Below are 22,741 nucleotides of genomic sequence, written 5' to 3'. Positions count from 1 at the left end.
CATAGGATTGATGCCCGCGCCAGCCACCGCTGGCGCGCGACCGGGAGGCCCAGCCTGTGAGCGACCTGAGCGGGGACCGCGCTGCCGAGCAGGCGCACCTCGATGTGGTGTACGGACGGCTGGACGCCATCGTCGCGGCCGCGGAGCGGCAGCTGACGGCGATCCGGCGCACGGGGTCGGTGGGCACGCCGCAGGCGCGTTCCGAGCGCGACGCGATGTCCACGACGCTGGAGTTCCGCCTCGCCCAGCTGCGCAACGTCCAGGACCGGCTCTGCTTCGGCCGCCTCGACCTGCGCGGCGGCGAACGGCACCACATCGGCCGCATCGGGCTCAGCGACGACCACCAGGACAAGCTGCTGGTCGACTGGCGCGCGCCGGTCGCCGCGCCGTTCTACCAGGCCACACCGGCCGCCCCGGGCGAGGTGATCAGGCGCCGGCACCTGACGACGTCCGGCCGCGAGGTCGTGCACCTGGATGACGAGGTGCTCGACCTCGAGGCGATCGACGACGACGAACGGGCCACCCTGCAGGGCGAGGGCGCACTGATGGCGGCCGTGCGGGCGCCGCGCACCGGTCGCATGGGCGACATCGTGGCGACGATCCAGGCCGAGCAGGACCGCATCGTGCGGGACGAGCTCGCCGGCGTGCTGGTGGTCCAGGGCGGCCCGGGCACGGGCAAGACGGCCGTCGCGCTGCACCGCGCTGCCTACCTGCTGTTCACCTACCGCCAGCGGCTCGAGCGCTCGGGCGTCCTGGTCGTCGGCCCCGGGCCGCTGTTCCTGCGGTACATCGAGCAGGTGCTGCCCTCGCTCGGCGAGTCCGGCGTCGTGATGGCCACCCCTGGTTCGCTGTTCCCCGGCGTCGAGGCCAGCACGGACGACGGCGACGACGTCGCCCAGGTCAAGGGCGACCTGCGCATGGTGGAGGTGCTCGCCAACGCCGTGCGGGACCGTCAGCGGCTGCCGGACGAGGACCTCGAGCTGCGCGTCGGGTCGCACCGGTTGACCCTGACCCGCTCGGCCGTCGCCGCGGCCAGGGCCCGGGCCCGGTCGACCGGGGCCGCGCACAACGCCGCACGGGTGACGTTCGTCAAGGACATGCTGCGCCACCTCGCCGGCCAGCTCGCCCAGCAGATGGGCCAGACCCTGTCGGACGAGCTGCGGCAGGAGCTCGACGCGGACCTGCGGGACAGTCGCGACGTGCGGGTCAACCTGAACCTGCTGTGGATGCCCCTCACCCCGCAGCGCTTCCTGCAGGACCTGTTCGCCACGCCCGTGCGGATCGCGTCGGCCGGTGACGCGCTGAGTGCAGCCGAGCGCGCCCGGCTCGAGCGCGACCGCGACCAGCCGTTCACGCTGTCCGACGTCCCGCTGCTGGACGAGGTCGCCGAGCTGGTCGGTGACGACGGCGAGGCCGGGCGGGTCGAGGGTCGCCAGCGTGCGCAGGAGCGGGCGGCGGAGCTCGAGTACGCCAAGGACGTGCTGGGCATGACCGGTCTGGTGGACCCGCAGGCCCCCGGGATCGGTGCCGAGATGCTCGCGAACCAGTTCGCGGAGATGGGGCCGGCGCTGAGCGTGGCCGAGCGCGCGGAGGCCGACCGCTCCTGGGCGTTCGGGCACCTCGTGGTCGACGAGGCGCAGGAGCTGACCCCGATGATGTGGCGCCTGCTTTCTCGCCGCTGCCCCGCACGGTCCTGGACCGTCGTGGGTGACCTCGCCCAGCGCGGCACGGTCGGCGGCGCCTCCTCGTGGGCGGAGGCCCTGCAGCCGGTGGCCGCCGGGCGCTGGCGCGAGCGCGAGCTGAGCGTCAGCTACCGCACGCCGGGCCGCGTGCTGCGGGTCGCCGACGCCATGGCGCGAGCCAACGGGCTGCCGGTGACGGCGGTCGAGTCCGTCCGCGAGGGCGAGGTGGATCCCGCCGTGCGTGAGCGCGCCCCTGGCGACGGCCAAGCCGTGGTCGAGGTGGTGGCCTCGCTGCTGACCGCCTCGGAGGAGGGCACCATCGCGGTGGTGGCGCCGCTGGCGGAGGTGCCCGAGCTGGCCCGGGTCCTGGAGGACCAGTGGCCCGGTCAGGTCGGTGACGCGAAGCGGACGGCCCTGACGGTCCGGGTGAGCGTGCTGGCGCCCGAGCAGGTCAAGGGGCTGGAGTTCGACGACGTGGTCGTGGTGGAGCCGGCGGCCGTCGTCTCGGCGTCCCGACGAGGCCTCAGTGACCTGTACGTCGCGTTGTCGCGACCGACCCGGCGGCTCGTCGTCCTGCACAGCGAACCGCTCCCGGCGGGCATGGACGATCTCGTCCGTTGGTAACGCCGCTGGAAACCCCCTGTGCGCCCGGGGCGGGCGCGACGTAGCGTGAGTGGGTGACAGCCCCCTCGCACACCACACCGGACCGTCCCACCACCCTCGGCGAGCTGCGCGCCAGCGGGCACCAGCTGCGCAGCGTGAAGGCCGAGATCCGGCACAACCTGCTGGCCCTGATGCGCGACGACGAGCCCCGCTTCGAGGGCATCGTCGGCTTCGACCTCACCGTGCTGCCCGAGCTGGAGCGCGCCCTGCTCGCGGGGCACGACCTGGTGCTGCTCGGCGAGCGGGGCCAGGGCAAGACCCGGCTCATCCGATCCCTGGTCGCGCTGCTCGACGAGTGGACGCCGGTCATCGACGGCGCCGAGCTCGCCGAGCACCCGTACGACCCGATCACCCCGGCCTCGCGCCGCCGCGCCGCCGAGCTGGGCGACGAGCTGCCGGTCGCGTGGCGGCACCGCTCGCTGCGCTACAGCGAGAAGCTCGCCACGCCGGACACCAGCGTCGGCGACCTGATCGGGGACGTCGACCCGATTCGGGTGGCGCAGGGCCGCACCCTGGGCGACCCGGAGACCATCCACTACGGGCTGGTCCCGCGCACGCACCGCGGCATCTTCGCGATCAACGAGCTGCCGGACCTGGCCGAGCGGATCCAGGTCTCGCTGCTGAACGTGCTGGAGGAGCGCGATGTCCAGGTGCGCGGCTACCAGCTGCGGCTGCCGCTGGACCTGCTGCTGGTGGCCAGCGCGAACCCGGAGGACTACACCAACCGCGGGCGCATCATCACCCCGCTGAAGGACCGCTTCGGCGCCGAGATCCGGACCCACTACCCGCTGGACCTGGACGACGAGATCACCCTCGTGCGCCAGGAGGCCGAGCTGGTGGCCGAGGTGCCCGAGCACGTGCTCGAGGTCGTCGCCCGGTTCACCCGCGACGTCCGCGAGTCGCCGTCCGTGGACGCCCGGTCCGGGGTCTCGGCGCGGTTCGCGGTCGCCGGGGCCGAGACGGTGGCCGCCGCGGCGCTGCGCCGGGGTGCGCTGCGCGGCGAGGACGAGCCGGTCGCCCGGGTCGGGGACACCGAGTCCATCGTCGGGACGCTGCGCGGCAAGGTCGAGTTCGAGAGCGGCGAGGAGGGACGCGAGACCGAGGTGCTCGCGCACCTGCTGCGGATCGCGGTGGCCGAGACCTTCCGGTCCCGGACGGCGGGTCTGGACCTGGGCTCGTTCGTCACCCTCGTGGAGGACGGCGAGAGCGTGGAGACCGGCGAGCTCGTGACGTCGGCCGAGGTGCTCCAGCAGGTCGGGACGGTCGCCGGGCTGGCGAAGGTGCTGGACCGGCTCGGGCTGGGGGAGGCACCCAGCCCCGGCCAGGCGGCGTCCGGCGTCGAGCTGGTGCTCGAGGGCCTGCACCTGACCCGACGGCTCGCCAAGACCACGACGGACGACGGCCGCACGGTCTACGGGGGCTGAGCAGCCGTGGCGCGTCACCCCGGCCGGCGCAGCCGGTACGGCGCCTGGCAGGGCGGTCCGGATCCGCTGGCACCGCCGTACGACGTCCGGTCCGCGGTGGACCAGCTCGGCGAGGAGGTGCTGGCCGGCTCGAGCCTGCGCGACGCGTTGCGCGACCTGCTGCACCGCGGGCCCGACGGGGAGCGCGGACACGGGCTGGACGACCTGCACGAGCGGGCCCGCCGGATGCGCCGCGAGGCGCTGCGCCGCGGCCGGTTGGACGGCACCATCACCCGGGCCCAGGCCCTGCTGGACCAGGCGCTGGCCGCCGAGCGGGAGGCCCTCGCCCAGCGCGCGGACGACGACGCGCGGTTCGCCGAGGCGCAGCTGGACGCGCTGCCGCGCTCCACGTCCCGGGCCGTGCAGGAGCTGTCCGAGTACGACTGGACCAGCGACGAGGCCCGGGCGGACTACCAGCGGATCCTGGACGAGCTGCGGGACGACGTCCTCGGTCAGCGGTTCGAGGGCATGCGTGACGCGCTCCAGGGCGCCGACCCGGCGCGCGACCCGCAGGCCGCCGCGGCGCTGCAGTCCATGCTCGCCGACCTCAACGAGCTGCTCGGCCAGCACGCCCGCGGCGAGGACACGACGGACTCCTTCGCCGAGTTCATGCGCGAGCACGGCGAGTTCTTCCCCGAGCAGCCGCAGGACGTCGACGAGCTGGTCGACCTGCTGGCCCGCCGGGCCGCCGCCGGCGAGCGGCTGATGCGCTCGCTCACGCCGTCCCAGCGCGCCGAGCTGGCCGGGCTGATGGAGCAGGCGCTCGGTCAGGCCGGGGTCGCCGAGCAGATGGCCGCGCTGTCGGAGAACCTGCGTGCGCTGCGGCCCGACCTGTCCTGGGGCCGCGGCGAGCAGGGCCGCGGGGAGGAGCCACTCGGCTACGGCGAGGCGACCGGCGCGTTGGCCGAGGTGGCCGAGCTGGACGACCTGCTGGACCAGCTGGGCCAGGAGCACGCCGGCGCCACCCTGGACGACGTCGACGTCGAGGCCGTGGAACGCCAGCTCGGGCGCGGTGCGGCCGACGACGTCCGCCGGCTGCGCGAGCTGGAGCGCGAGCTGCGCCGGCAGGGGTGGCTGTCCGGCAGCGCCGCGGACACCGTGCTGAGCCCAAAGGCGCTGCGACGCTTGGGATCCACCGCGCTGCAGCGGGTGTTCGCCCGCATCGAGTCGGCGTCCCGCGGCACGCACGACGTCCAGTCCGCGGGAGCGGCCGGGGAGGCGACCGGCGCCTCCCGCGCCTGGGAGTTCGGCGACGAGCAGCCGCTCGACGTCGTCCGCACCGTCTCGAACGCGGTGCGGCGCAACGCCTCTGCTGCCGGTGGTGCGGTCGCGCTCGCGGTGGAGGACTTCGAGGTGGTGGAGACCGAGCGCCGGGCCGGCGCCGCCGTGGCGCTGTGCGTGGACATGTCGTTCTCGATGGTCTCCGAGGGCCGCTGGGGACCGATGAAGCAGACCGCGCTGGCGCTCTCCCACCTCGTCGCCACCCAGTTCCCGCAGGACGCGTTGCAGATCATCGGGTTCGGCCGGTACGCCCTGACGCTGTCCGCCGGCGAGCTGGCGGCAGCCGAGCCGGACTTCGTGCAGGGCACCAACCTCCAGCACGCGCTGCAATTGGCCCGCCGGCACCTGCGCAAGCACAGCGACGGCGACCCCGTGGTGCTGGTGGTCACCGACGGCGAGCCGACCGCGCACCTGCTGCCCGACGGCGAGGCGGCGTTCGCCTGGCCCCCTCGGGCCGAGACCCTGCGGGCCACCGTCGACGAGATCGACCAGCTCACCCGCTACGGCGCGGTGCTGAACGTCTTCATGCTCGGCGAGGACCCCAGCCTGCGCCGGTTCGTCGACGCGATGGCCCGCCGCAGCGGCGGGCGGGTGTTCACACCGTCAGCGCACGACCTGGGTCAGTACGTGGTGCAGGACTACCTGCGCGCCCGGCGAGGACGTCGGCCAGGGCGCTGAGCGTGGGGGAGCACCCGGCCTCCACCTTCACCGTCACGAGGTCGTCACCGCGGGTCGGTCCCTGGTTGACCAGGACGACGGGAACCCCGTCCCGGGCGGCACGCCGGACGAACCGCAGCCCGGACTGCACGGCCAGCGACGTCCCCGCGACCAGGAGCGCCTGCGCGGACTCGACCAGCGCGTAGCAGCGCTCCACCCGCGGTTTGGGCACGTTGGCTCCGAAGAACACCACGTGCGGCATCAGCGCCCCGCGACAGACCAGGCAGGGGGCGAGCCGGAAGTGCTCGACGTCCTGCACCTCGGCGTCGCCGTCCGGTGCCGTGCGAGCGTACGCGCCGTCCCCGAAGTCCGGGTTGAGCTCGGTCAGCCGCTCGTGCAGCGCGGCGCGCGAGGTGATCTCGTCGCAGCGCAGGCACACCACCTCGTCGATCCGGCCGTGCAGGTCCACGACGTCCCGGCTGCCCGCGACGCCGTGCAGCCCGTCCACGTTCTGCGTGATCAACGCCGACACGGCACCCGCGTGCTCGAGCCGGGCCAGCGCGAGGTGGCCCGGGTTCGGCTCCGCCCGCCGCATCCGACCCCAGCCGACGTGGCTGCGGGCCCAGTACCGCCGCTGGGCCGCCGGCCCGGACACGAACTCCTGGTGGGTCATCGGCTGCCGCGGGACCGCTGTCGGCCCCCGGTAGTCAGGGATGCCGGAGTCGGTCGAGAGCCCGGCCCCCGTGAGCGCGACGACCCGGCGCCCGTCCAGGACGTCGAGTGCCGCTGCCAGCTGGTCCACCCGACCAGCCTACGTCGCAGCGGCGTCCCGCTCGGCCTGGCTGCGCTCGATGCAGAACTCGTTGCCCTCGGGGTCGGCCAGGACGACCCAACCCGATCCGTCCGGGCGGCGGTGGTCCGCGACCTGCGTCGCTCCCAGCTCGAGGACGGCCGCTACCTGCTCGTCGCGGGTCTGGTCGACCGGGACCACATCGAGGTGCACCCGGTTCTTCACCTGCTTGCCCTCCGGGACCGGGATGAAGAGCAGCTGCAGCCCGGACGGCGACCGCAGGGCCCCCATCGGGTCACCGTCGTTGTTCGGGTTCTGCGGGTCCTCGGCGAAGTCCGAGACCGCGGCCCAGAACTCGACCAGGGGCTCCCAGCGGTGGCAGTCGAACGTGATGCTGTGCACGTGAACGGTCATGGCGCCCATCGTGGCAGGCTGTGCCGGTGGGTCTCCAGCGAGTTGTCCGACGGGTCGCCGACCTCGTTGCGCAGGGTCGGCCCGATGGCGTGCGGGTCGGCATCGACGGGGTGGACGGGTCCGGCAAGACCACGCTCGGGGACGCGCTCGAGGTCGAGCTGGCCCGGCGCGGGCACGACGTCACACGGGTCCGCGCCGACAACTTCCTCAACCCGCCCGAGGTCCGCTATCGCCTGGGCCGGCACTCGCCCCAGGGCTTCTTCCGCGACTCCTACGACCTGGACTCCCTGCGCCGCACGGCGCTCGAGCCGACGCGCGGGGCCCTGGTGCTGGACGGCCTGTTCCTGCACCGCGCCGAGCTCGCTGACCTGTGGCACCTGTCGGTGTTCCTGGACGTCCCGTTCGCTGAGACCTTCCGCCGGATGGCGGTCCGGGACGGGTGCGACCCGGACCCGGAGCACCCGGCCAACGCACGCTACGTGGGCGGCCAGCGGCTCTACCTCGCGGCGTGCGACCCCCGGTCGCAGGCGGACGTCGTCCTGACGCTCAGTGAGCTGCAGGGTCGGTGAGGGATGCCGGTCGTCCCAGCGCGGGAGCGTCCACCCCGCAGTGGTAGCGCTCGGCCGGTCGGTCCGGCGGCTCGCTGGCCGTCGGCTCGTGCTCCGGGGTCAGTCCCCGGCTGCCGATGAGCAGCGCCGACAGCACCCCTGCGGTGGCGAGCAGGACCGCGCACCCGATCAGCGCTCGCTGGTAGCCGGCGTCGAACTGCGCGGGCACCAGGTAGCTGCTCTCGCCGATCCCGGCGGCCAGCGGCAGCACCGCCACGGCGAGCAGGCCGGCAGTGCGGGCGACCGCGTTGTTGACCCCGGAGGCGACACCCGAGTGCCGCTGTGGGGCGGAGGTGAGGACCGCCGTGGTCAGCGGGGACACCGTGAGCGTCAGCCCCACCCCGAAGACGGCGATGGCCGGCAGCACGTCGAACCAGTAGCTCGCCCCGACACCGACCTGGCGCAGCAGCAGCATGGCGACGGCGCAGACCAGTGGGCCGACCGTCATGAACGGTCGCGGCCCGAAACGCTGGGCCAGCCGTCCCACCCGGGCAGACCCGAGCAGCATGAGTGCCGTCACGGGCAGGAGAGCTGCCCCGGCGGCGATGGGAGAGAAGCCGGAGACGATCTGCAGCTGCAGGGACAGGAGGAAGAAGACCCCGGCGAGGGCGGCGTACATCAGGAACGTGACCAGGTTCGCGGCGGTGAACCGGGTGGACCGGAAGATGTCGAGCGGGATCATCGGGTGCGAGCTGCGGCGCTCGACGACGACGAAGCCGATGCCGGCGGCCACCGCAGTCACCAGGGACGACGCCACCAGCGGGCTCATCCCGTCCGCGCCCCAGCGGATCAGTCCGAACGTGAGCAGGGCGAGGGTCAGCACGCAGGTCAGTGCCCCGGCGACGTCCGTGCGGCGCGGTGCATCGACATCCCGGCTCTCCGGTACGTGCCGCTGGGCGATCACCACCACCAGGAGCGCGAGCGGCAGGTTGATCAGGAAGATCCAGCGCCAGGACAGGTGCTGGATCAGGTAGCCGCCGACGAACGGCCCGGCCGCGGCCGTCACTCCGCTGAAGCCCGACCAGGCGCCGATCGCGGCGGCCCGGTCCCGCGCGCAGAAGGACGCGGCGATGATGGCGAGCGACCCCGGAGTGAGCAGCGCGCCGGCGACGCCCTGCAGGATCCGGGCGCCGACCAGCACCTCGATCGTCGGGGCCAGCGCGCACAGCAGCGACGTGGCGGCGAAGGCCAGGGTGCCGATCTGGAAGATCCGCCGACGACCCCAGACGTCGCCGAGCGAGCCGCCGAGCAGGATGAACGCGGCCAGCGTCAGCGTGTAGCCGTTCAGCGTCCACTGCAGGCCGGCCAGGGTCGCGCCGAGGTCGCGCCCGATGGTGGGGAGCGCGATGTTCACCACCGTCGCATCCAGGGACGCGATCCCGCTGCCCAGGACCGTGGCCAGCAGGACCCACCGACCACGGGCCGTCCCGGTGCGGAGTCCTACCGACTGGTCCACGTGACCTCCCGGGGCGATTCTGCCGTCTGCCGCCGGCACCCGCCCGTCGCGGGCTCAGGATCAGCGCCCGGAAGTCGTGTCGTGTTCACCTGCCGTTCACCTTCGCGCCCCACGCTCTGCTCATGAGCATCGCCACGGTTGCCAGCGCCCCGCTCGTCGTCGAGACCCCGCGCGACGAGCTCGTCGGGATCAGCCGGATGCTGCACGAGGAGTTCGACGCGCGCGTCGACCCGCACCAGGTCGACGAGTGCCTGGACCAGGTGGCCAGCCGGTTCGCCGACGCCAAGGTGCAGGCGTTCGTGCCACTGCTGGTCCGGCGCTACGCCCGCGAGGAGCTCGCCGCGCTGGTCGGCGCTGCCTGACCGCGAGGGTCAGGCCGGCCCGCTACTGCTCACCCAGGGGGCGAACGGGTTCTTGACGCCGTGCAGGCACGGCCGCAGCTGGGGGTAGTGGCGCAGCAGGACGGACGTGAACCCGTTGTCCCGCACCCAGGCGAACCCGGCCGGGCTGTAGACCTCGGGAGTGAAGTCGGAGCTGAGGAACCGGTCGCTGTTCAGCCGCCGCGACGCCATCAGGATGAAGATCCGGAACGCCGTGTCGCTGAACGCGAAGCCGGTCGGGCGCTGCTCGGCGAACATGCCGACGATCGTGTCCACGGCCTCGAGGTCGCCGCCGTAGACGTCGTCCAGCGTGGCGGCCAGCCCGTGGTCCCCGCCGGTGAGGTCGGCGAAGCTGGTCGCCGGGTCGAGGTGCAGCAGCCGCCGGAACTCGTTGTAGCGCGGGACGCCCAGCTCGCGGGTGCGCAGGATGTCGGTGGCCGCCAGGTCGGCCAGCTTGCCGTCCGGGCGCTCGAACTCCTGGAGGAAGCGGGGGAAGTTGTTCAGCACGATGGCGCCGGGGTTGGCCGTACCGAAGCTGTACAGCAGGTCGGCCATGGCGACGTCCTGCAGGACCTGACCGCCGGCCGGCCCGGCCAGGTCCCGGAACGTGTAGTCGGCGATGTGCGCGTCGTCGACCGCGGACCGCACCGCGTAGTCGTCCGGGATCAGCGGGTGCATCCGGTAGACGATCGAGAACTCCTCGGTGAGGGAGTAGGGCACGCCGTAGTGGTCGGTCTCCGAGCCCGGGATCCCGCTGAGGATCTCGCTGCCGCTGATGCGGCCGAAGGTTCGGGTGAAGCGCTCGCCGACCAGCCCGAACCAGTTCGCGCGCAGGGCGGTCACCGTGGTCGGGTGGCTGATGATGGCGGGTGTCCACTCGACCGTGTGGATCTTGGCGATGAGCGCGCAGACCACCAGGCGGGCGCGCTGGAAGAGCTCCTCGTCCGACCAGGTCGGGTTGGCCGCCTTCAGGTGGTCGCAGACCGCGTTGTGCTCCAGCGTGAACAGGCCGCCCATCATCGCCAGTCCGGTCCAGAACCCGGGGACCAGCGTGGGGTTCAGGCTCGGGTCGTCGGGCAGGATCAGCATGCCGTCGGCGGACACGTTCAGCTTGCCGTCGACGCCGGAGCGGATGACCCGCTGCTGGTCGGTGCTGCTCCCGTAGATGGAGGAGCCGTCCCACCAGGCCGTGTTGATGTTCGTGAAGGTGGGCGGGTACCCGTCCTCCTGACCGCTGCGGGTGGGGTCCGCCAGCGTCCGCGGGACCAGCATGGGCGGAGTCGGCCAGGGATCGCCGTCGGGCAACGGCACGTCGAACGGCCGGGTCGCGTCGCCGGCGCCGTGCGAGAACCAGTCCTTGACCATGAACTGGATCCAGGTGGCCGCCAGGACGTTCACGGTCGTCGCCGGCTGGAAGGTCGTCCGGGTCATCAGCCGGCGGCTGACCACCCGCGGGTTGGGGGTCATCAGCCGGTCGCCGGTCTCGGCTGCCCCTGCGGCGAGCGGGACGTTGCGGCCGAACCGGGCTCCCGCCATGCCCATGCGTGGGGTCTCGAGGTCGTTGTAGGTGCCATCGGGCGTGCGCTGGGACCGGGTCTGCGCGGACGGCTCCGAGAGCGGCGGCAGGTTCGTGGCGGGCGCGACGTTCGTGTCGAAGAGGTTCTCGCGGCGCAGGTTGTTGCGGATGCCGATGAGGAGCAGCAGCGCCAGCGGGCGGGGGAGCTTGTCCCAGCCGACCCGGCGGTCGATCCGTTCGCAGATCCGGTCGTACACCGTCCAGACCAGGCCGGAGCGGTACGGAGACGTTCGTGCCATGGCGCTACTCCCGGGTGGCGATGATCGCGAGCGCGGTGTTGGTGGCGGAGATCGCCGTGGTGATGACGGCGGGCTTGCGGGGGAGGTCGCCGCGCAGCCCGGCCGTGGCGGCGGACACCGTGTCCGACGCGTGGATCAGGACGGCGAGGCGGACGGCGCGCCGGCGCTGCTCACCCTGCAGCAGCAGGAGGTCGGCCCCGATCACGATGGTGCGGACGCCGAACATCCGGAACGGGTAGTAGCCGGAGCGGTCGACCGCCGGGTCCGTCCCCAGACGGCGCAGCAGGAAAGACGGGGCCAGCAGGCCGAGCACCCCGTTGACCAGGCGCACGGCCGCGAGCAGCTTCCGGGCCAGGCTCGGATCCATGGGCTGCGCCCCTTTCGCAGGCGGCCTGACGGCATGGCCACAGTCGCAGCGCGCGGCCAGCAGTGTCAACGGGCATCTCCTTTACAAGACGATCAAGGGCAGAGGATCGTGGAATCGTCCGGCCGGACGTCGTCCGGTCGGTCGACGAGAGGAGCGCGTCGATGACCGCTGAACCCTCCGGAGAGCCTGCGCCCGTCGGTCTGCTGGTCGACGAGCCCCGGCTGCTCGCCATGACCAACCGCGAGCTCGACGCGCTGTTCCGGGTCAGCCCCTCCGGCGACGTCCCGAGCGGCAACATGCGCGGCACCGTGCTGATGTTCCCGGGCACTGCGGTCGCCAAACCGCTCGCCGCCGCCATCTACGTGGTCGCCTGGCAGGGCAAGGTCGTCAGCCACGAGCACCGCCTGCTCAAGAACAAGGTCAGCCCCCTGCGGCTGCGGCTGATCCCGGCCCAGCTGGACGTCGTCCCGAGCTGGGTCGACGACCGCGACTGCGTGGTCCTGGACTACTCGCGAACGTCCGAGGTGGCCCGGATGGTGCGCGACGAGATCCGGCTGGTCGCACCGGGCCTCTATCTCGGCGTGGTGTGGATGTGGCGCAAGCGGGTCGGCTGGTTCACGTTGCGCAGTCCGGTCGGCGAGAGCTGACCGCGTGACGAGGCAGACGGCCGTCACGGTGCGGGCGACCCTCGCCGACGGCGCCGTCGGGGACACGATCGCGCTGCTGCGCGAGATCCGCGCCGCCGGTGGCGGCGACTCGATGCTGCCCTTCGGGTCCCTGTACGGCGTGCACTTCGCCCGGGTCTTCGTGCTGGAGGAGGTCGAGGACCTGGAGGGTCGCACCATCGCGCCGTCGCTGGTCTACATGTGCGACGTCGACACCGACGAGCCCGCCCACCTGCTGGAGCTGGCGACCGTGGCCGGACCGGGCCTGGACGCGCTGTTCGGGCGGTGCCTCGGATACCCGGCCCACCCCTCGGTGCAGGGACGCGTGGCCTGGCTGACCGAGCACAGCCTGCGCCCGGCCGCCGTGTACGTGCACACGATCGGGCGGACCCTGCGACAGGTCCTCGACGAGGCGGCGCTGAGCGCGGCCCTGGCCGACGAGGTGGACGGGTTGCCGGCGAACGTCCGTGCTGGTGCTGACGCCCGTTCCCTGCACGCCCGGCTGCGCGACGCCGTCACGGACCGGGCCGACCTCGGGTGGGCGCGCCACCCCGCCTCGCGGGCGGGTTCGCCCTCCAAGCTGCGTTCGCTCGTCGTGCTCGTGGCCCTGGGACTCGTCGCCCTCGTCCTGCTGCCGTTGCTCGTCGTGGTGCTGGTGGTCTTCCTGCTCCTGCTCCGGGTGCACGAGCTGCGGGACGTTCCGGAGACCGGACCGGTGGACCTCGACCACGTCCACGACGTGGAGCAGTACGAGGACTGGGCCACCCAGAACCCGTTCACCGCAGTGGGTTTCGTCAAACCGGGATTCGTCCGGGCCACGACGATGCGGGTCGCTCTCCTCGGCCTCGACCTGGGAAACCGGCTGGTGTTCAACAGCCACACGCTGGCCGGGGTGACGTCGTTGCACTTCGCCCGGTGGGTGCCGTTGGACGGCGGGCGCCGGCTGGTCTTCGCCAGCAGCTATGACGGCAGCCAGGAGAGCTACATGAACGACTTCATCGACCGCCTGGCGTGGGGGTTGAACCTGGTGTTCAGCAACGGTGTCGGCTACCCGTCCACCCGCTGGCTGCTGTTCGGCGGCGCCCGCGACGAGACAGCCTTCAAGCGCTACCTGCGCCGTCACCAGGTGCCCACGGTGGTCTGGTACTCCGCCTACCCCGAGCTGCACGCACCCCGGATCGACCGCAACGCCGCCCTGCGCCGGGGCCTCGCGGGCCATCCGGACCAGCCGCAGGCCGCCGAGTGGCTGGCCCTGCTGTGACCGCGACAGCCACCCGCGACCTCGACCTCGCGGACATCCAGGGCCTGGTCCTGCGTGGACACGGGGCGTTGCCCGAGGCCACGTTCCTCCTGCTGGAGGTGCGTGAGTCCGCCGCCGCCGGGACCGTCCTGGCTGACTGGGCGGGCCGGGTCACCTCGGCGCTGGAACGGGTGCAGGACAGCGCGATCCAGGTGGCGTTGACCGCCGAGGGCGTGCGCGCGCTCGCCGGCGACGGGGTGACCGCCGGCTTCTCGCAGCAGTTCACCACCGGCATGGCGACGGCGTACCGGAGCCGGCTGCTGGGCGACCAGGGGGACGACGGTCCGGCCACCTGGGACTGGGGTGGCCCGACCACGCCGACGGTGCACGTGCTGGTGCTGGTCTACGCGGCCAGCGCCGCCGCACTGACCCAGCTGCAGACAGAGCTGGTCGCGCAGGCCGAGGGCAGCGGCCTCGCCCTGGCCGGCGAGCTCGCGACGGACACGCTGGGTCCGAACGAGCCGTTCGGCTTCCACGACGGCATCTCCCAGCCGCTGCTGACCGGCCTGCCGGGGGCGAGTGACCCGCCCGGCGCCGTCCGGTCCGGGGAGTTCGTCCTCGGGTACCCCAACGAGTACGGGCAGCTGACGGAGCGGCCACTGCTCGCCGACTCGGCCGACCCCGAACGCCTGCTGCCCCGGGCGGACGGCGCCGCCGACCTCGGGCGCAACGGTTCCTACCTCGTGCTCCGCCAGCTGGAGCAGCACGTCGACGCCTTCCACGAGTACCTGGCCGACGCCACCCGGCGCAGCGACGGCAGCGCCGACCCGGCAGCCGCCGCACTGCTCGGTGCGCAGCTCGTCGGCCGCTGGCCCAGCGGTGCGCCGCTGACGCTGGACCCGCAGCAGGACAACCCCACTCACGCGGAGGCGAACGAGTTCGGCTACCACGCCAACGACGCGGATGGGCTGGGGTGCCCGATCGGCGCGCACGTACGACGCGCCAACCCCCGCGACGCCCTGGCGCCGAAGCCCGGGACGGCGTCCTCGCTGGACGTCAATCGCCGGCACCGGATCCTGCGCCGCGGCCGCGCCTACCGGACGCAGCGCGAGGACGGCACGGTCGAGCAGGGGCTGTACTTCCTCTGCCTCAACGCGAACCTCGCCCGCCAGTTCGAGTTCATCCAGCACAGCTGGCTGAACGACCCGGGCTTCAACCTGCTGGACGACGCGTCCGACCCGCTGGTCGGCGTCCGGGTCGGCACCGGCCGGGGAGCCGGGGCGACGTTCTCGGCTCCGGCGACACCGGTGCGCCGGCGCTACCGGGACCTGCCACAGTTCGTGCGGGTCCGCGGCGGCGGCTACTTCTTCCTCCCCGGTATCAGCGCCCTGCGCTGGTTGGCGACCCGTGCGGCTGCGGGCCCAGGAGCGGCGACGTGAACCCGCAGGGGGCCTTCACGTTCTACGTCCTGCGACCGCTCAGCGACCTGGTGCTCTGGATCTGGAGGGTGGAACGCCGTTTCGAGTTCCTGTACCGGCGCTGGTTCGACCGGTGGCTGCGACCGCCGCTCTTCGCGTCCGCGCAGTGGCTGCAGAACCTCTTCCGGCGCGACGAGCACCTTGAGCTGGCCCAGGAGCGGCTCCTACCCGACGAGGACCGTCTGGTCCAGCAGATCATCGACGAGATCGCCCTGTTCATGCGGGAGAACTGGCTTCCCGGCGCGGTCCAGCGCTTCGGCAACACCAAGACCTACGGCGTGCTCCGGGCCGAGTTCACGGTGCGCGACGACGTCCCTGAGCCCCTGCGGCACGGGCTGTTCGCGACTCCCGGGGTGTACCCGGCGTGGGTGCGGTTCTCCGGGCCCGGACCCTTCGCCCCGCCGGACCTGGAGGACTTCGGGCAGTGCTCCGTGGGGATCAAGGTGATGGGCGTCCCTGGCCCGAAGCTGATGGAGGACGAGCAGGGCACCCAGGACCTCATCCTGGTGACGCCCGCGGCCTTCGTGACCCCGGACATCAAGGAGAACGCGAAGATGCAGCGCTGGGTGCGCGCGAAGGCGCCCCTGGGCTACGCGTTCAACCCCAAGCACTGGATTCACCTGGCGATGCAGCTGCTCTACTCGCCCATGCACGCCAACCCGGTCGAGGATCGCTACTACAGCAACGTGCCCTTCCTGCTGGGGCCCGGCCAGGCCGTGCAGTACTCGCTGAGGCCGCGACAGCAGGGCCGGTCGCGGATCCCGGTGCACGCGAAGGAGAACTACCTGCGGGACGCGATCTCCTCCACCCTGGCCGACGGCGACTGGCTGATGGACTTCATGGTGCAGGTGCAGACCGATCCCCACCGCATGCCGATCGAGAACGCCTGCGTGCACTGGCCCGAGCGGCTGTCCCCGTATGTTCCGGTCGCCGAGCTGCGGCTGGTGCGGCAGCGCTTCGACTCCGACGCGCAGCTGCGGTTCGCGGACGCGCTGCGGTACAACCCGTGGCACAGCCTGACCGAGCACCAGCCGCTCGGGAACTCCAACCGCGCCCGGCGCACGATGTACTACGAGCTGGCCAAGCTGCGCCAGCGGATGAACGACACCCAGCACGTCGAGCCGACCGGGTCCGAGACCTTCGAGGACTAGCGACGCGCGATCACGGGCGGAGCTGGCGCCGACGCATGCCGGATGCGGCCAAAGCCGTCGCCGCGACGGCCAGAGCGAGCATCCACAGCCCGCCGGTCCAGCTGGCCACCCCCGCCCCGGGGACCGGCGTGTGGGTGAAGGGGGACAGGTCGCGCAACCACTGCGGGGCACCGACCATGCCGCCGAAGGTGCCCAGCGCGACCCCCAGGGCCAGCAGTCCCCAGCCCAGCCCGATCACCACGCCGGGCAGGAACACGAACCCCAGCGCCAGGACGCCGAGGTACAGCAGGGCGGCGGGCAGCTGGGCCAGGCCGGCGACGAAGGCGTCGCCCACGCGGGCCACGTCCTCACCCGACCCGAGCAGCGCGAGCGCGGCGGCGACCGCCGTGGCGGCCATCACGAGGACGACCGCGACGACGCCCAGCACGACGTAGTCGAGCAGCCAGCGCGTCCGGTCCACGGGCGTGGCCAGCAGCACCTCTGCGGTGCCGGCGCTCTCCTCCTGGCGCAGTCGGAGCACCACCTGGACGGCGCACGCGGCGGCGAGTACCCCAGCCACGCCGAACATGGCCGCGATGAGGAGCTGGGTGAGCGTCTGCGTCGTCCCGGGAACCATCGAGCGCAAGGTGTCGACGACGTTCTCGTCCGCATCCGAGACCTGGTCCACCAGGTGGGTCAACGATCCCGCCAGGAGCCCCGTGGCCGCGCCGCCGACGCACCAGCCGAGGATGGTCGGCCACTGCAGGCGCCAGGCCAGGGCGGACGGACTGCCAAGTGCCGGGCGGGCGCGGTCCCGGCCGCGGCGGGACGGCAGCAGGCTCGCGCCCGTGTCCCGACGCTCCTGCAGGACCAGGACCCCGGCGCCGCAGGCACCGGTGAAGCACAGGCTGAGCAGCAGCGGCCACAGCGCGTTCCCGGTCCAGGCGCCGGTCTGCTGTCCCCACCCGATGGGCGACAGCCAGCTCGGCCACGCGGCCACGCGGTGCAGCTCGTCGGCGCCCGGCCGAGACAGCGAGTCACCCAGGCCGCGCAGGAGGTACGCGAGGACGACGAGCGCGGCCGCCGCGCCGTTGGCGCCGCGCGACGTGCGCAGGAACTGGGCGCACACGAGTCCCAGGCCGAGGAACGCCAGCCCCGCTGCTGCCACGGCCGCACCGGCCACGAAGGAGCCCGTGACCGGCAGGCCAGCGCTGAGGAATCCCAGTGCGACGACGAGCCCGAGCACGACGTTCGCCAGCAGTCCATGAGCCAGGGTCGCCACCAAGGGCACGGTCCGCCCCGCGGGCGTGGCCGTCACCAGGTCCGCCCGACCGCTCTCCTCCTCCGCCCGGGTGTGCCGCACGGCGAGGAAGGTGCTCATCAGGCCCGCCAGCAGCGCGAGGAAGGCGTAGATCTCGAAGAACGTGAAGGCGCCGAAGCCGTAGCCGGCCGGCAGGCCGCGCAGCATCAGGATCGACGGGTTCTCCGTCGCCAGCAGCATGATCGCCCGCCGAGACCTGTCGTCCCCGTAGCTCTGGGCGATCGCGGAGGTCGAGAAGGCCGCCATGATGCCGGTCCCTGCGACCCACAGCGCCAGCTGCCAGCGGTCCCGGCGCACCCGTTGCCGCAGCAGAGGACCGAACGTGGTCAACGGTCGCCCTCGGCGTGCTCGGTGGCGGCGAGCTCCTCGCCGTAGTGCCGCAGGAAGAGCTCCTCCAGCGATGGCGGGTTGACCGTCAGCCCGCGCACATCCAGCCCCGTGATCGACGGGAGGACGGTGGTGAGCGTGTCGCTGTCCACCGTCAGGGCGATCCGGCCGCCCAGGGCGGTCACGTCCTGGACGCCGTCGATCGCCGCCAGGGACTCCGGGTCGATCCCGTTCGCCGCGAACGAGATCTCGGTGCGAGTCAGGTGGCGCAACGACTCCAGCGTGCCCGACTCGGCGGTCCGGCCCGCGCGCACGATGGTCACCCGATGGCAGAGCCGCTCGACCTCGGACAGGATGTGGCTGGACAGCAGGACCGTGGAGCCCGCTGCTGCCAGGCGCTCCACCTCGGCGTTGAAGACGGTCTCCATGATCGGGTCCAGGCCGCTGGTCGGCTCGTCCAGGACGTACAGCTCGGCCTCGGTGGCGAACGCGGCGACCAGGGCCACCTTCTGCCGGTTGCCCTTGGAGTAGGCCCGACCCCGCTTGCTCGGGTCCAGCTCGAACACCTCGAGCAGTCTGCGGCGGCGCGCCGCGTACCCGGCCGCGTCCGACGTGCCGCCGCGCAGACGGCTGATCAGGTCGACGATCTCCCCGCCGGACAGGTTCGGCCACAGGCTGACGTCCCCGGGGACGTAGGCGATCCGCCGGTGCAGCTCCACGGCGTCCGCCCAGGGGTCCTGGCCGAACACCCGCGCGGTGCCGCCGTCCGCGCGGGCCAGTCCGAGCAGGACCCGGATCGTCGTGGACTTGCCGGCCCCGTTGGGCCCGAGAAAGCCGTGGATCTCACCGCGCGCCACGGACAGGTCGAGCCCGTCGAGTGCGCGCACGCTCCCGAAACGCTTCTGCAGACCCCGTGTCTCGACGACGTCGTCCATGAGTCGCGACGCTACGCCTCTCGACGCCGCGACGGCGGGATGACGTGGGTCAGGCCAGTGCCTTGGCCTTCAGCGCGTCGAACTCGGCCTGGGAGATGGCGCCGCTGTCCAGCAGCGACTTCGCCTGCGCGATCTGTTCCGCCGAGCTCGCGCCCGACCCCGAACCGGCCGCCGCTCGGATCCTCGCATCAACCTGGGCCTGCATGGCGGCCGCCTGCTTGGCGTTGCGCTCAGCCATCCCGCCACCGCGGGCGATCAGGTAGATCAGGGCACCGAGGTAGGGCAGGATCACGACGAAGATCACCCAGAACGCCTTGGCCGCACCCGACGTCTCGTGGTCCCGGAACAGGTCCGAGAAGATCGTGATGAGCAGCCAGAACCAGATGATGAAGAGGAAGAACTCGAGCATCCAGAGAAGGACGCTCCCGTCGCCGAAGCTCGCGTTCATGGTGGATGCCGGCATCTGAATCCGCTCCTCTGTCGTCGGTCGTCCTGCGCCGAACGCTAGTCCCGCAAGATCAGCGGACGACTCACCCGCAGCGGGTGAGAGTGCGGGTTCACTCGCTGCGGACGACAATCGCCGGGTGAGCGACCTGACGCCCGGCCTGACGACCGCCCTGGACACCGACCTCTACCTGCTGGACGAGCGGCTGACCGCCGACGACCGCGCGGTGCGCGACCGCGTCCGGGCGTACGTCGACGACGCGGTGCTGCCGGTCATCAACGGCTACTGGGAGCGGGCGGAGTTCCCCTTCGAGCTGGTCCAGGGGCTGGCGGCGCTCAACGTGTCGGGGCTGTCCATCGAGGGCTACGGCTGCCCGGGGCTCAGCCGGCTCGCCGCGGGCCTGGTCAGTCTCGAGCTGTCCCGCGGTGACGGGAGCCTGAACACGTTCGCCGGGGTGCACTCCGGGCTCGCGATGGGGTCGATCCACCTGCTGGGCAGTGAGGAGCAGCGGCAACGGTGGCTACCCGACATGGCCCGGCTCGAGCTCGTCGGCGCGTTCGGCCTGACCGAGCCGGACCACGGATCGGATTCAGTGGCCTTGGGCACCACCGCCCGGCGGGAGGGCGACTACTGGGTCATCGACGGACGCAAGCGATGGATCGGGAACGCCTCGTTCGCAGACCTGGTGATCGTATGGGCGAGGGACGAGGCCGACGGCGAGGTCAAGGGCTTCGTCGTCGAGCGGACGGACGGCGAGGACCCGCCGGGCTACTCGACGGAGCTCATCACCGGCAAGATCGGCAAACGTGCGGTCTGGCAGCCCGACGTCCGGCTGGACGGCGTGCGGGTACCGGATGAGAACCGGCTGGCCGGGGCCAGCTCGTTCGACGACGTCAACCGCGTCCTGACGGCGACGCGCGGGGGAGTGGCCTGGGAGTGCCTCGGCCACGCCATCGCCTGCTACGAGATCGCCCTGACGTACGCGCAGGAGCGGGAGCAGTTCGGCCAGCCGATCGGCAGCTTCCAGCTCGTCCAGATGAAGCTGGCCGAGATGCTCACCGCGGTGACGCACCTGCAGCTGCTGTGCTTCCGGATGGCCGAGCTGCAGGACCGGGACCGGCTGACCGCTGCGATGGCGTCGATGGCGAAGCTCACGTCGGCCCGGATGGCCCGGCAGGTGACCTTCGACGCCCGGGACGTGCTGGGCGGCAACGGAGTGCTGCTCGACTACCACGTCGCCCGGCACATGACGGACATGGAGGTCGTCTACACCTACGAAGGGACCGACTCGATGCAGGCGCTGATCCTGGGGCGCGAGGCGACGGGACTGTCCGCCTTCACGTAGGCCGTTCAGATCCGGTCGACCGGCGTCAGCAGGCACCGTGACGCCATGCCCACGGTGCCAGCCAGCGCCGCGACGTAGCGCCGGGCCAGCGACCCCACTCGACGCATCTCCCACATGGCGAGGGCGTTGACCCAGGCCACGTCACGGGCCTTGTCGATGTTCCACGAGTCGATGAGGTGCACGACGGGGCCGAGGCGGTGGTCCAGCGCCTGCCCGACCTCGGTGAGGAAGGACCGGCGGATCTCGGACTCGCAGGCGGCGAGCAGCTCGTTGACCTTCTCGTAGTCCGCGTGCACGTCGGCGTCGTCCGGCGACCTGTCCAGCCGGCGGCAGGTGGCGACGAGGGCGACGGGCAGGTCGTGGGCGATGTGCGCGTTCATCCCGGCGAGGGCGAACTGGATGGCCAGCACCGCGTCGTCGTGTCGCCGCTCGAACAGCGGCGCCCACGCCTTCGGCACGGCGTCCGCGGGCGCGTCGTACGCCGCGAGCCACAGGGACGCGAACGTGACGTCGAGCTGGGCCATGAACGCCGGGTCCCGAAAGACCGGCGCGCCGGCGAGGCCCTCGGCCACCTGCTCGGTCACCGTCAGGTACATGTGGTTGAACACCGCCGCGCCGTCCCGGGCAGGCAGGTCGTGGTCGATGCCCTGGAGTCGCACGATCACATCCTGGACGGTCGCCACAGGTGCGCTCATGCGCCGGATCGTACTGCCGTTCGATGGGTGTCCGGAGGGGGACTTGAACCCCCACGCCCCTAAGGGCACTAGCACCTCAAGCTAGCGCGTCTGCCATTCCGCCACCCGGACGAGGTGGATCACCGGGCCCCGTCGGGGCCCAGCGATGCGACGTAGAGACTAACACGCAGCGACCCCTCGCCCGACCACCAGCCACCCCGTCCGGACTACGGTGGCGGCGTGACCGAGACCTCGCAGACCCCCGCCGCGCAGGACCCCAGCGACCAGGCCGTCGCCGAGGTCGCGGACCTGTGCCGCGACCTGCTGCGCATCGACACCAGCAACTACGGAGACGGGTCGGGGCCGGGGGAGCGGGCCGCGGCCGAGCACGTGATGGGCCTGCTGACCGACGTCGGACTCGACCCGGAGCTGGTCGAGAGCGAGCCCGGCCGCTCCACGGTCGTCGTCCGGGTCGAGGGCGAGGCAGCGGGCACCCGGGACCGTGGCGCGCTGATGGTCCACGGCCACCTGGACGTCGTCCCCGCCGACGCGGACGACTGGCAGGTCGACCCGTTCGCCGGGGAGGAGCAGGGCGGCTGCCTGTGGGGCCGTGGCGCGGTGGACATGAAGGACATGGACGCGATGATGCTCGCGGTCCTGCGGGACCTGGCCCGGACCGGCCGCAAGCCCCCACGCGACCTGGTGTTCGCCTTCTTCGCCGACGAGGAGGCGGGTGGCGTCCTCGGCAGCCACTGGCTGGTCGAGCACCGTCGCGACCTGCTGGAGGGCGTCACCGAGGCGATCAGCGAGGTCGGGGGCTACTCGGTGACGGTCGACGGCAGGAACGGCGACCCGGTGCGGCTCTACCTGCTGCAGACGGCGGAGAAGGGCATCACCTGGCTGCGGCTGGTGGCGCAGGGTCGGGCCGGGCACGGCTCGCAGATCGCCACCGACAACGCGGTGACCCGGTTGGGCGCGGCCGTCGCCCGGATCGGCGCGCACGACTGGCCGATCGAGATCACCCCGACGGTGCGCGAGTTCCTGGACGGCGTGACCGAGATCACCGGAGTCGAGCTCGACCCCAACGACCCGTCGGAGCTGCTGGCCAGCCTCGGCACGGTGGCCCGGTTCGTGGGCGCCACCTTCCAGGACACCGCGAACCCGACGATGCTCAAGGCCGGCTACAAGCACAACGTGATCCCGCAGACCGCCGAGGCCTTCGTGGACTGCCGGTTCCTGCCCGGGCACGAGGAGTCCCTGCTGGCCACGGTCCGCGAGCTGGCGGGGGAGCACGTCGACGTCCACGTCCACCACCGCGACAATGCCTTGGACACCACGTTCGACGGGCGCCTGGTGGACCGCATGGTCGCCGCGCTGCAGGCCGAGGATCCCGGCGCGCCGGTGCTGCCCTACTGCCTGTCCGGCGGTACGGACAACAAGGCACTGGGCACCATCGGCATCCGGGGCTTCGGCTTCGCGCCGCTGCAGCTGCCCGCTGACCTGGACTTCCCCGCCATGTTCCACGGGGTCGACGAGCGGGTACCGCTCCAAGCCCTGACCTTCGGCACCCGCGTCCTCGACCGGCTGCTGCGCACCTGCTGACAG

Annotated in this window: 20 protein-coding genes and 1 tRNA gene; 11 read left to right on the top strand and 10 right to left on the bottom strand. The window is 72.4% G+C overall.

Annotated features, from left to right (window positions below):
* Window positions 1-56 precede the first annotated feature (56 nt).
* The 3 genes from ABEB17_RS11950 to ABEB17_RS11940 are packed head-to-tail and all read left to right on the top strand — an operon-like array spanning window position 57 to window position 5,767.
* A complete protein-coding gene (locus tag ABEB17_RS11950; RefSeq protein ID WP_345716919.1) occupies window positions 57-2,306 on the top strand; it encodes a HelD family protein in 2,250 nt (749 codons plus the stop codon).
* A 53-nt stretch (window positions 2,307-2,359) separates the two neighbouring features.
* Complete coding sequence (locus ABEB17_RS11945) at window positions 2,360-3,769, top strand: sigma 54-interacting transcriptional regulator (RefSeq protein WP_345716918.1); 1,410 nt, start codon at window positions 2,360-2,362, stop codon at window positions 3,767-3,769.
* Between the two features lie 6 nt (window positions 3,770-3,775).
* Window positions 3,776-5,767, top strand: a complete 1,992-nt coding sequence (locus ABEB17_RS11940; protein ID WP_345716917.1) for a vWA domain-containing protein — start codon at window positions 3,776-3,778, stop codon at window positions 5,765-5,767.
* Here the strand turns inward: ABEB17_RS11940 and ABEB17_RS11935 are convergent.
* Both ABEB17_RS11935 and ABEB17_RS11930 read right to left on the bottom strand, forming a co-directional pair.
* Window positions 5,685-6,548: an NAD-dependent protein deacetylase gene (locus tag ABEB17_RS11935; RefSeq protein WP_345716916.1), complete on the bottom strand. Its 864-nt coding sequence runs from the start codon at window positions 6,546-6,548 to the stop codon at window positions 5,685-5,687. The genes ABEB17_RS11940 and ABEB17_RS11935 overlap by 83 nt on opposite strands.
* Before the next feature lie 9 nt (window positions 6,549-6,557).
* On the bottom strand, window positions 6,558-6,950 hold the full coding sequence (locus tag ABEB17_RS11930; RefSeq protein WP_345716915.1) for a VOC family protein: 393 nt from the start codon (window positions 6,948-6,950) through the stop codon (window positions 6,558-6,560).
* A 26-nt stretch (window positions 6,951-6,976) separates the two neighbouring features.
* On the opposite strand from ABEB17_RS11930, the gene ABEB17_RS11925 reads away from it, so the two are divergent.
* Entirely contained in the window at window positions 6,977-7,519 is a 543-nt protein-coding gene (locus tag ABEB17_RS11925; protein WP_345716914.1) for a nucleoside/nucleotide kinase family protein, read from the top strand.
* Here ABEB17_RS11925 and ABEB17_RS11920 read toward each other — a convergent pair.
* Window positions 7,497-9,014: an MFS transporter gene (locus ABEB17_RS11920; protein WP_345716913.1), complete on the bottom strand. Its 1,518-nt coding sequence runs from the start codon at window positions 9,012-9,014 to the stop codon at window positions 7,497-7,499. The two genes, ABEB17_RS11925 and ABEB17_RS11920, sit on opposite strands and share 23 nt — an antisense overlap.
* A gap of 122 nt (window positions 9,015-9,136) precedes the next feature.
* On the opposite strand from ABEB17_RS11920, the gene ABEB17_RS11915 reads away from it, so the two are divergent.
* The gene (locus ABEB17_RS11915) at window positions 9,137-9,376 is read left to right on the top strand and encodes a three-helix bundle dimerization domain-containing protein (RefSeq protein ID WP_345716912.1); all 240 of its coding nucleotides are present in this window, start codon (window positions 9,137-9,139) and stop codon (window positions 9,374-9,376) included.
* Window positions 9,377-9,385: 9 nt separating this feature from the next.
* On the opposite strand, the gene ABEB17_RS11910 is transcribed toward ABEB17_RS11915, so the two are convergent.
* Together ABEB17_RS11910 and ABEB17_RS11905 are read right to left on the bottom strand one after the other, a co-directional pair.
* Window positions 9,386-11,209, bottom strand: coding sequence for a peroxidase family protein (locus ABEB17_RS11910; RefSeq protein ID WP_345716911.1), 1,824 nt, complete (start codon window positions 11,207-11,209; stop codon window positions 9,386-9,388).
* Between the two features lie 4 nt (window positions 11,210-11,213).
* Window positions 11,214-11,576 (bottom strand): hypothetical protein, encoded by a 363-nt coding sequence (locus tag ABEB17_RS11905; protein ID WP_345716910.1) that lies wholly within the window; start codon window positions 11,574-11,576, stop codon window positions 11,214-11,216.
* Window positions 11,577-11,737: 161 nt separating this feature from the next.
* On the opposite strand from ABEB17_RS11905, the gene ABEB17_RS11900 reads away from it, so the two are divergent.
* Genes ABEB17_RS11900 through ABEB17_RS11885 form a run of 4 tightly spaced genes read left to right on the top strand, consistent with a single transcriptional unit; the run spans window position 11,738 to window position 16,110 of the window.
* On the top strand, window positions 11,738-12,223 hold the full coding sequence (locus ABEB17_RS11900; RefSeq protein WP_345716909.1) for a hypothetical protein: 486 nt from the start codon (window positions 11,738-11,740) through the stop codon (window positions 12,221-12,223).
* A gap of 4 nt (window positions 12,224-12,227) precedes the next feature.
* Window positions 12,228-13,502, top strand: coding sequence for a hypothetical protein (locus tag ABEB17_RS11895; RefSeq protein ID WP_345716908.1), 1,275 nt, complete (start codon window positions 12,228-12,230; stop codon window positions 13,500-13,502).
* Window positions 13,499-14,920 carry a Dyp-type peroxidase gene (locus ABEB17_RS11890; protein ID WP_345716907.1) on the top strand — a complete coding sequence of 474 codons (1,422 nt, stop codon included), beginning with the start codon at window positions 13,499-13,501 and terminating at the stop codon, window positions 14,918-14,920. The genes ABEB17_RS11895 and ABEB17_RS11890 overlap by 4 nt, the downstream gene beginning before the upstream one ends.
* Entirely contained in the window at window positions 14,917-16,110 is a 1,194-nt protein-coding gene (locus ABEB17_RS11885; protein ID WP_345716906.1) for a catalase family protein, read from the top strand. Before ABEB17_RS11890 ends, ABEB17_RS11885 begins: the two co-directional genes overlap by 4 nt.
* Before the next feature lie 10 nt (window positions 16,111-16,120).
* Here the strand turns inward: ABEB17_RS11885 and ABEB17_RS11880 are convergent, their stop codons facing one another.
* From ABEB17_RS11880 to ABEB17_RS11870, 3 genes are read right to left on the bottom strand one after another with little or no spacing between them, the layout of a single operon-like run.
* The gene (locus tag ABEB17_RS11880) at window positions 16,121-17,740 is read right to left on the bottom strand and encodes an ABC transporter permease (RefSeq protein WP_345716905.1); all 1,620 of its coding nucleotides are present in this window, start codon (window positions 17,738-17,740) and stop codon (window positions 16,121-16,123) included.
* Entirely contained in the window at window positions 17,737-18,672 is a 936-nt protein-coding gene (locus tag ABEB17_RS11875; protein ID WP_345716904.1) for an ABC transporter ATP-binding protein, read from the bottom strand. Before ABEB17_RS11875 ends, ABEB17_RS11880 begins: the two co-directional genes overlap by 4 nt.
* Before the next feature lie 49 nt (window positions 18,673-18,721).
* The gene (locus tag ABEB17_RS11870; RefSeq protein WP_345716903.1) at window positions 18,722-19,135 is read right to left on the bottom strand and encodes an SHOCT domain-containing protein; all 414 of its coding nucleotides are present in this window, start codon (window positions 19,133-19,135) and stop codon (window positions 18,722-18,724) included.
* Between the two features lie 121 nt (window positions 19,136-19,256).
* On the opposite strand from ABEB17_RS11870, the gene ABEB17_RS11865 reads away from it, so the two are divergent.
* On the top strand, window positions 19,257-20,462 hold the full coding sequence (locus tag ABEB17_RS11865; RefSeq protein ID WP_345716902.1) for an acyl-CoA dehydrogenase family protein: 1,206 nt from the start codon (window positions 19,257-19,259) through the stop codon (window positions 20,460-20,462).
* A gap of 5 nt (window positions 20,463-20,467) precedes the next feature.
* On the opposite strand, the gene ABEB17_RS11860 is transcribed toward ABEB17_RS11865, so the two are convergent.
* Together ABEB17_RS11860 and ABEB17_RS11855 are read right to left on the bottom strand one after the other, a co-directional pair.
* Window positions 20,468-21,157: a DUF5995 family protein gene (locus tag ABEB17_RS11860; protein WP_345716901.1), complete on the bottom strand. Its 690-nt coding sequence runs from the start codon at window positions 21,155-21,157 to the stop codon at window positions 20,468-20,470.
* Between the two features lie 28 nt (window positions 21,158-21,185).
* Window positions 21,186-21,268 (bottom strand) — tRNA-Leu (locus tag ABEB17_RS11855).
* A gap of 108 nt (window positions 21,269-21,376) precedes the next feature.
* On the opposite strand from ABEB17_RS11855, the gene ABEB17_RS11850 reads away from it, so the two are divergent.
* Window positions 21,377-22,738 (top strand): M20/M25/M40 family metallo-hydrolase, encoded by a 1,362-nt coding sequence (locus ABEB17_RS11850; RefSeq protein WP_345716900.1) that lies wholly within the window; start codon window positions 21,377-21,379, stop codon window positions 22,736-22,738.
* The last annotated feature ends 3 nt before the right edge of the window (window positions 22,739-22,741 follow it).

It is taken from the genome of Angustibacter luteus (genome assembly GCF_039541115.1).
GTDB lineage: Bacteria > Actinomycetota > Actinomycetes > Actinomycetales > Angustibacteraceae > Angustibacter > Angustibacter luteus.
Note: the sequence above shows the minus strand (reverse complement) of the source record. Positions and strands in the feature narration are given on the sequence as shown.

Bases quoted from the DNA above. Each gene is read 5' to 3' on its own strand.
- ABEB17_RS11930 (WP_345716915.1), bottom strand. From the start codon at position 6,950: ATGACCGTTCACGTGCACAGCATCACGTTCGACTGCCACCGCTGGGAG.
- ABEB17_RS11915 (WP_345716912.1), top strand. From the start codon at position 9,137: ATGAGCATCGCCACGGTTGCCAGCGCCCCGCTCGTCGTCGAGACCCCG.
- ABEB17_RS11910 (WP_345716911.1), bottom strand. From the start codon at position 11,209: ATGGCACGAACGTCTCCGTACCGCTCCGGCCTGGTCTGGACGGTGTAC.
- ABEB17_RS11905 (WP_345716910.1), bottom strand. From the start codon at position 11,576: ATGGATCCGAGCCTGGCCCGGAAGCTGCTCGCGGCCGTGCGCCTGGTC.
- ABEB17_RS11900 (WP_345716909.1), top strand. From the start codon at position 11,738: ATGACCGCTGAACCCTCCGGAGAGCCTGCGCCCGTCGGTCTGCTGGTC.
- ABEB17_RS11875 (WP_345716904.1), bottom strand. From the start codon at position 18,672: ATGGACGACGTCGTCGAGACACGGGGTCTGCAGAAGCGTTTCGGGAGC.
- ABEB17_RS11870 (WP_345716903.1), bottom strand. From the start codon at position 19,135: ATGCCGGCATCCACCATGAACGCGAGCTTCGGCGACGGGAGCGTCCTT.
- ABEB17_RS11860 (WP_345716901.1), bottom strand. From the start codon at position 21,157: ATGAGCGCACCTGTGGCGACCGTCCAGGATGTGATCGTGCGACTCCAG.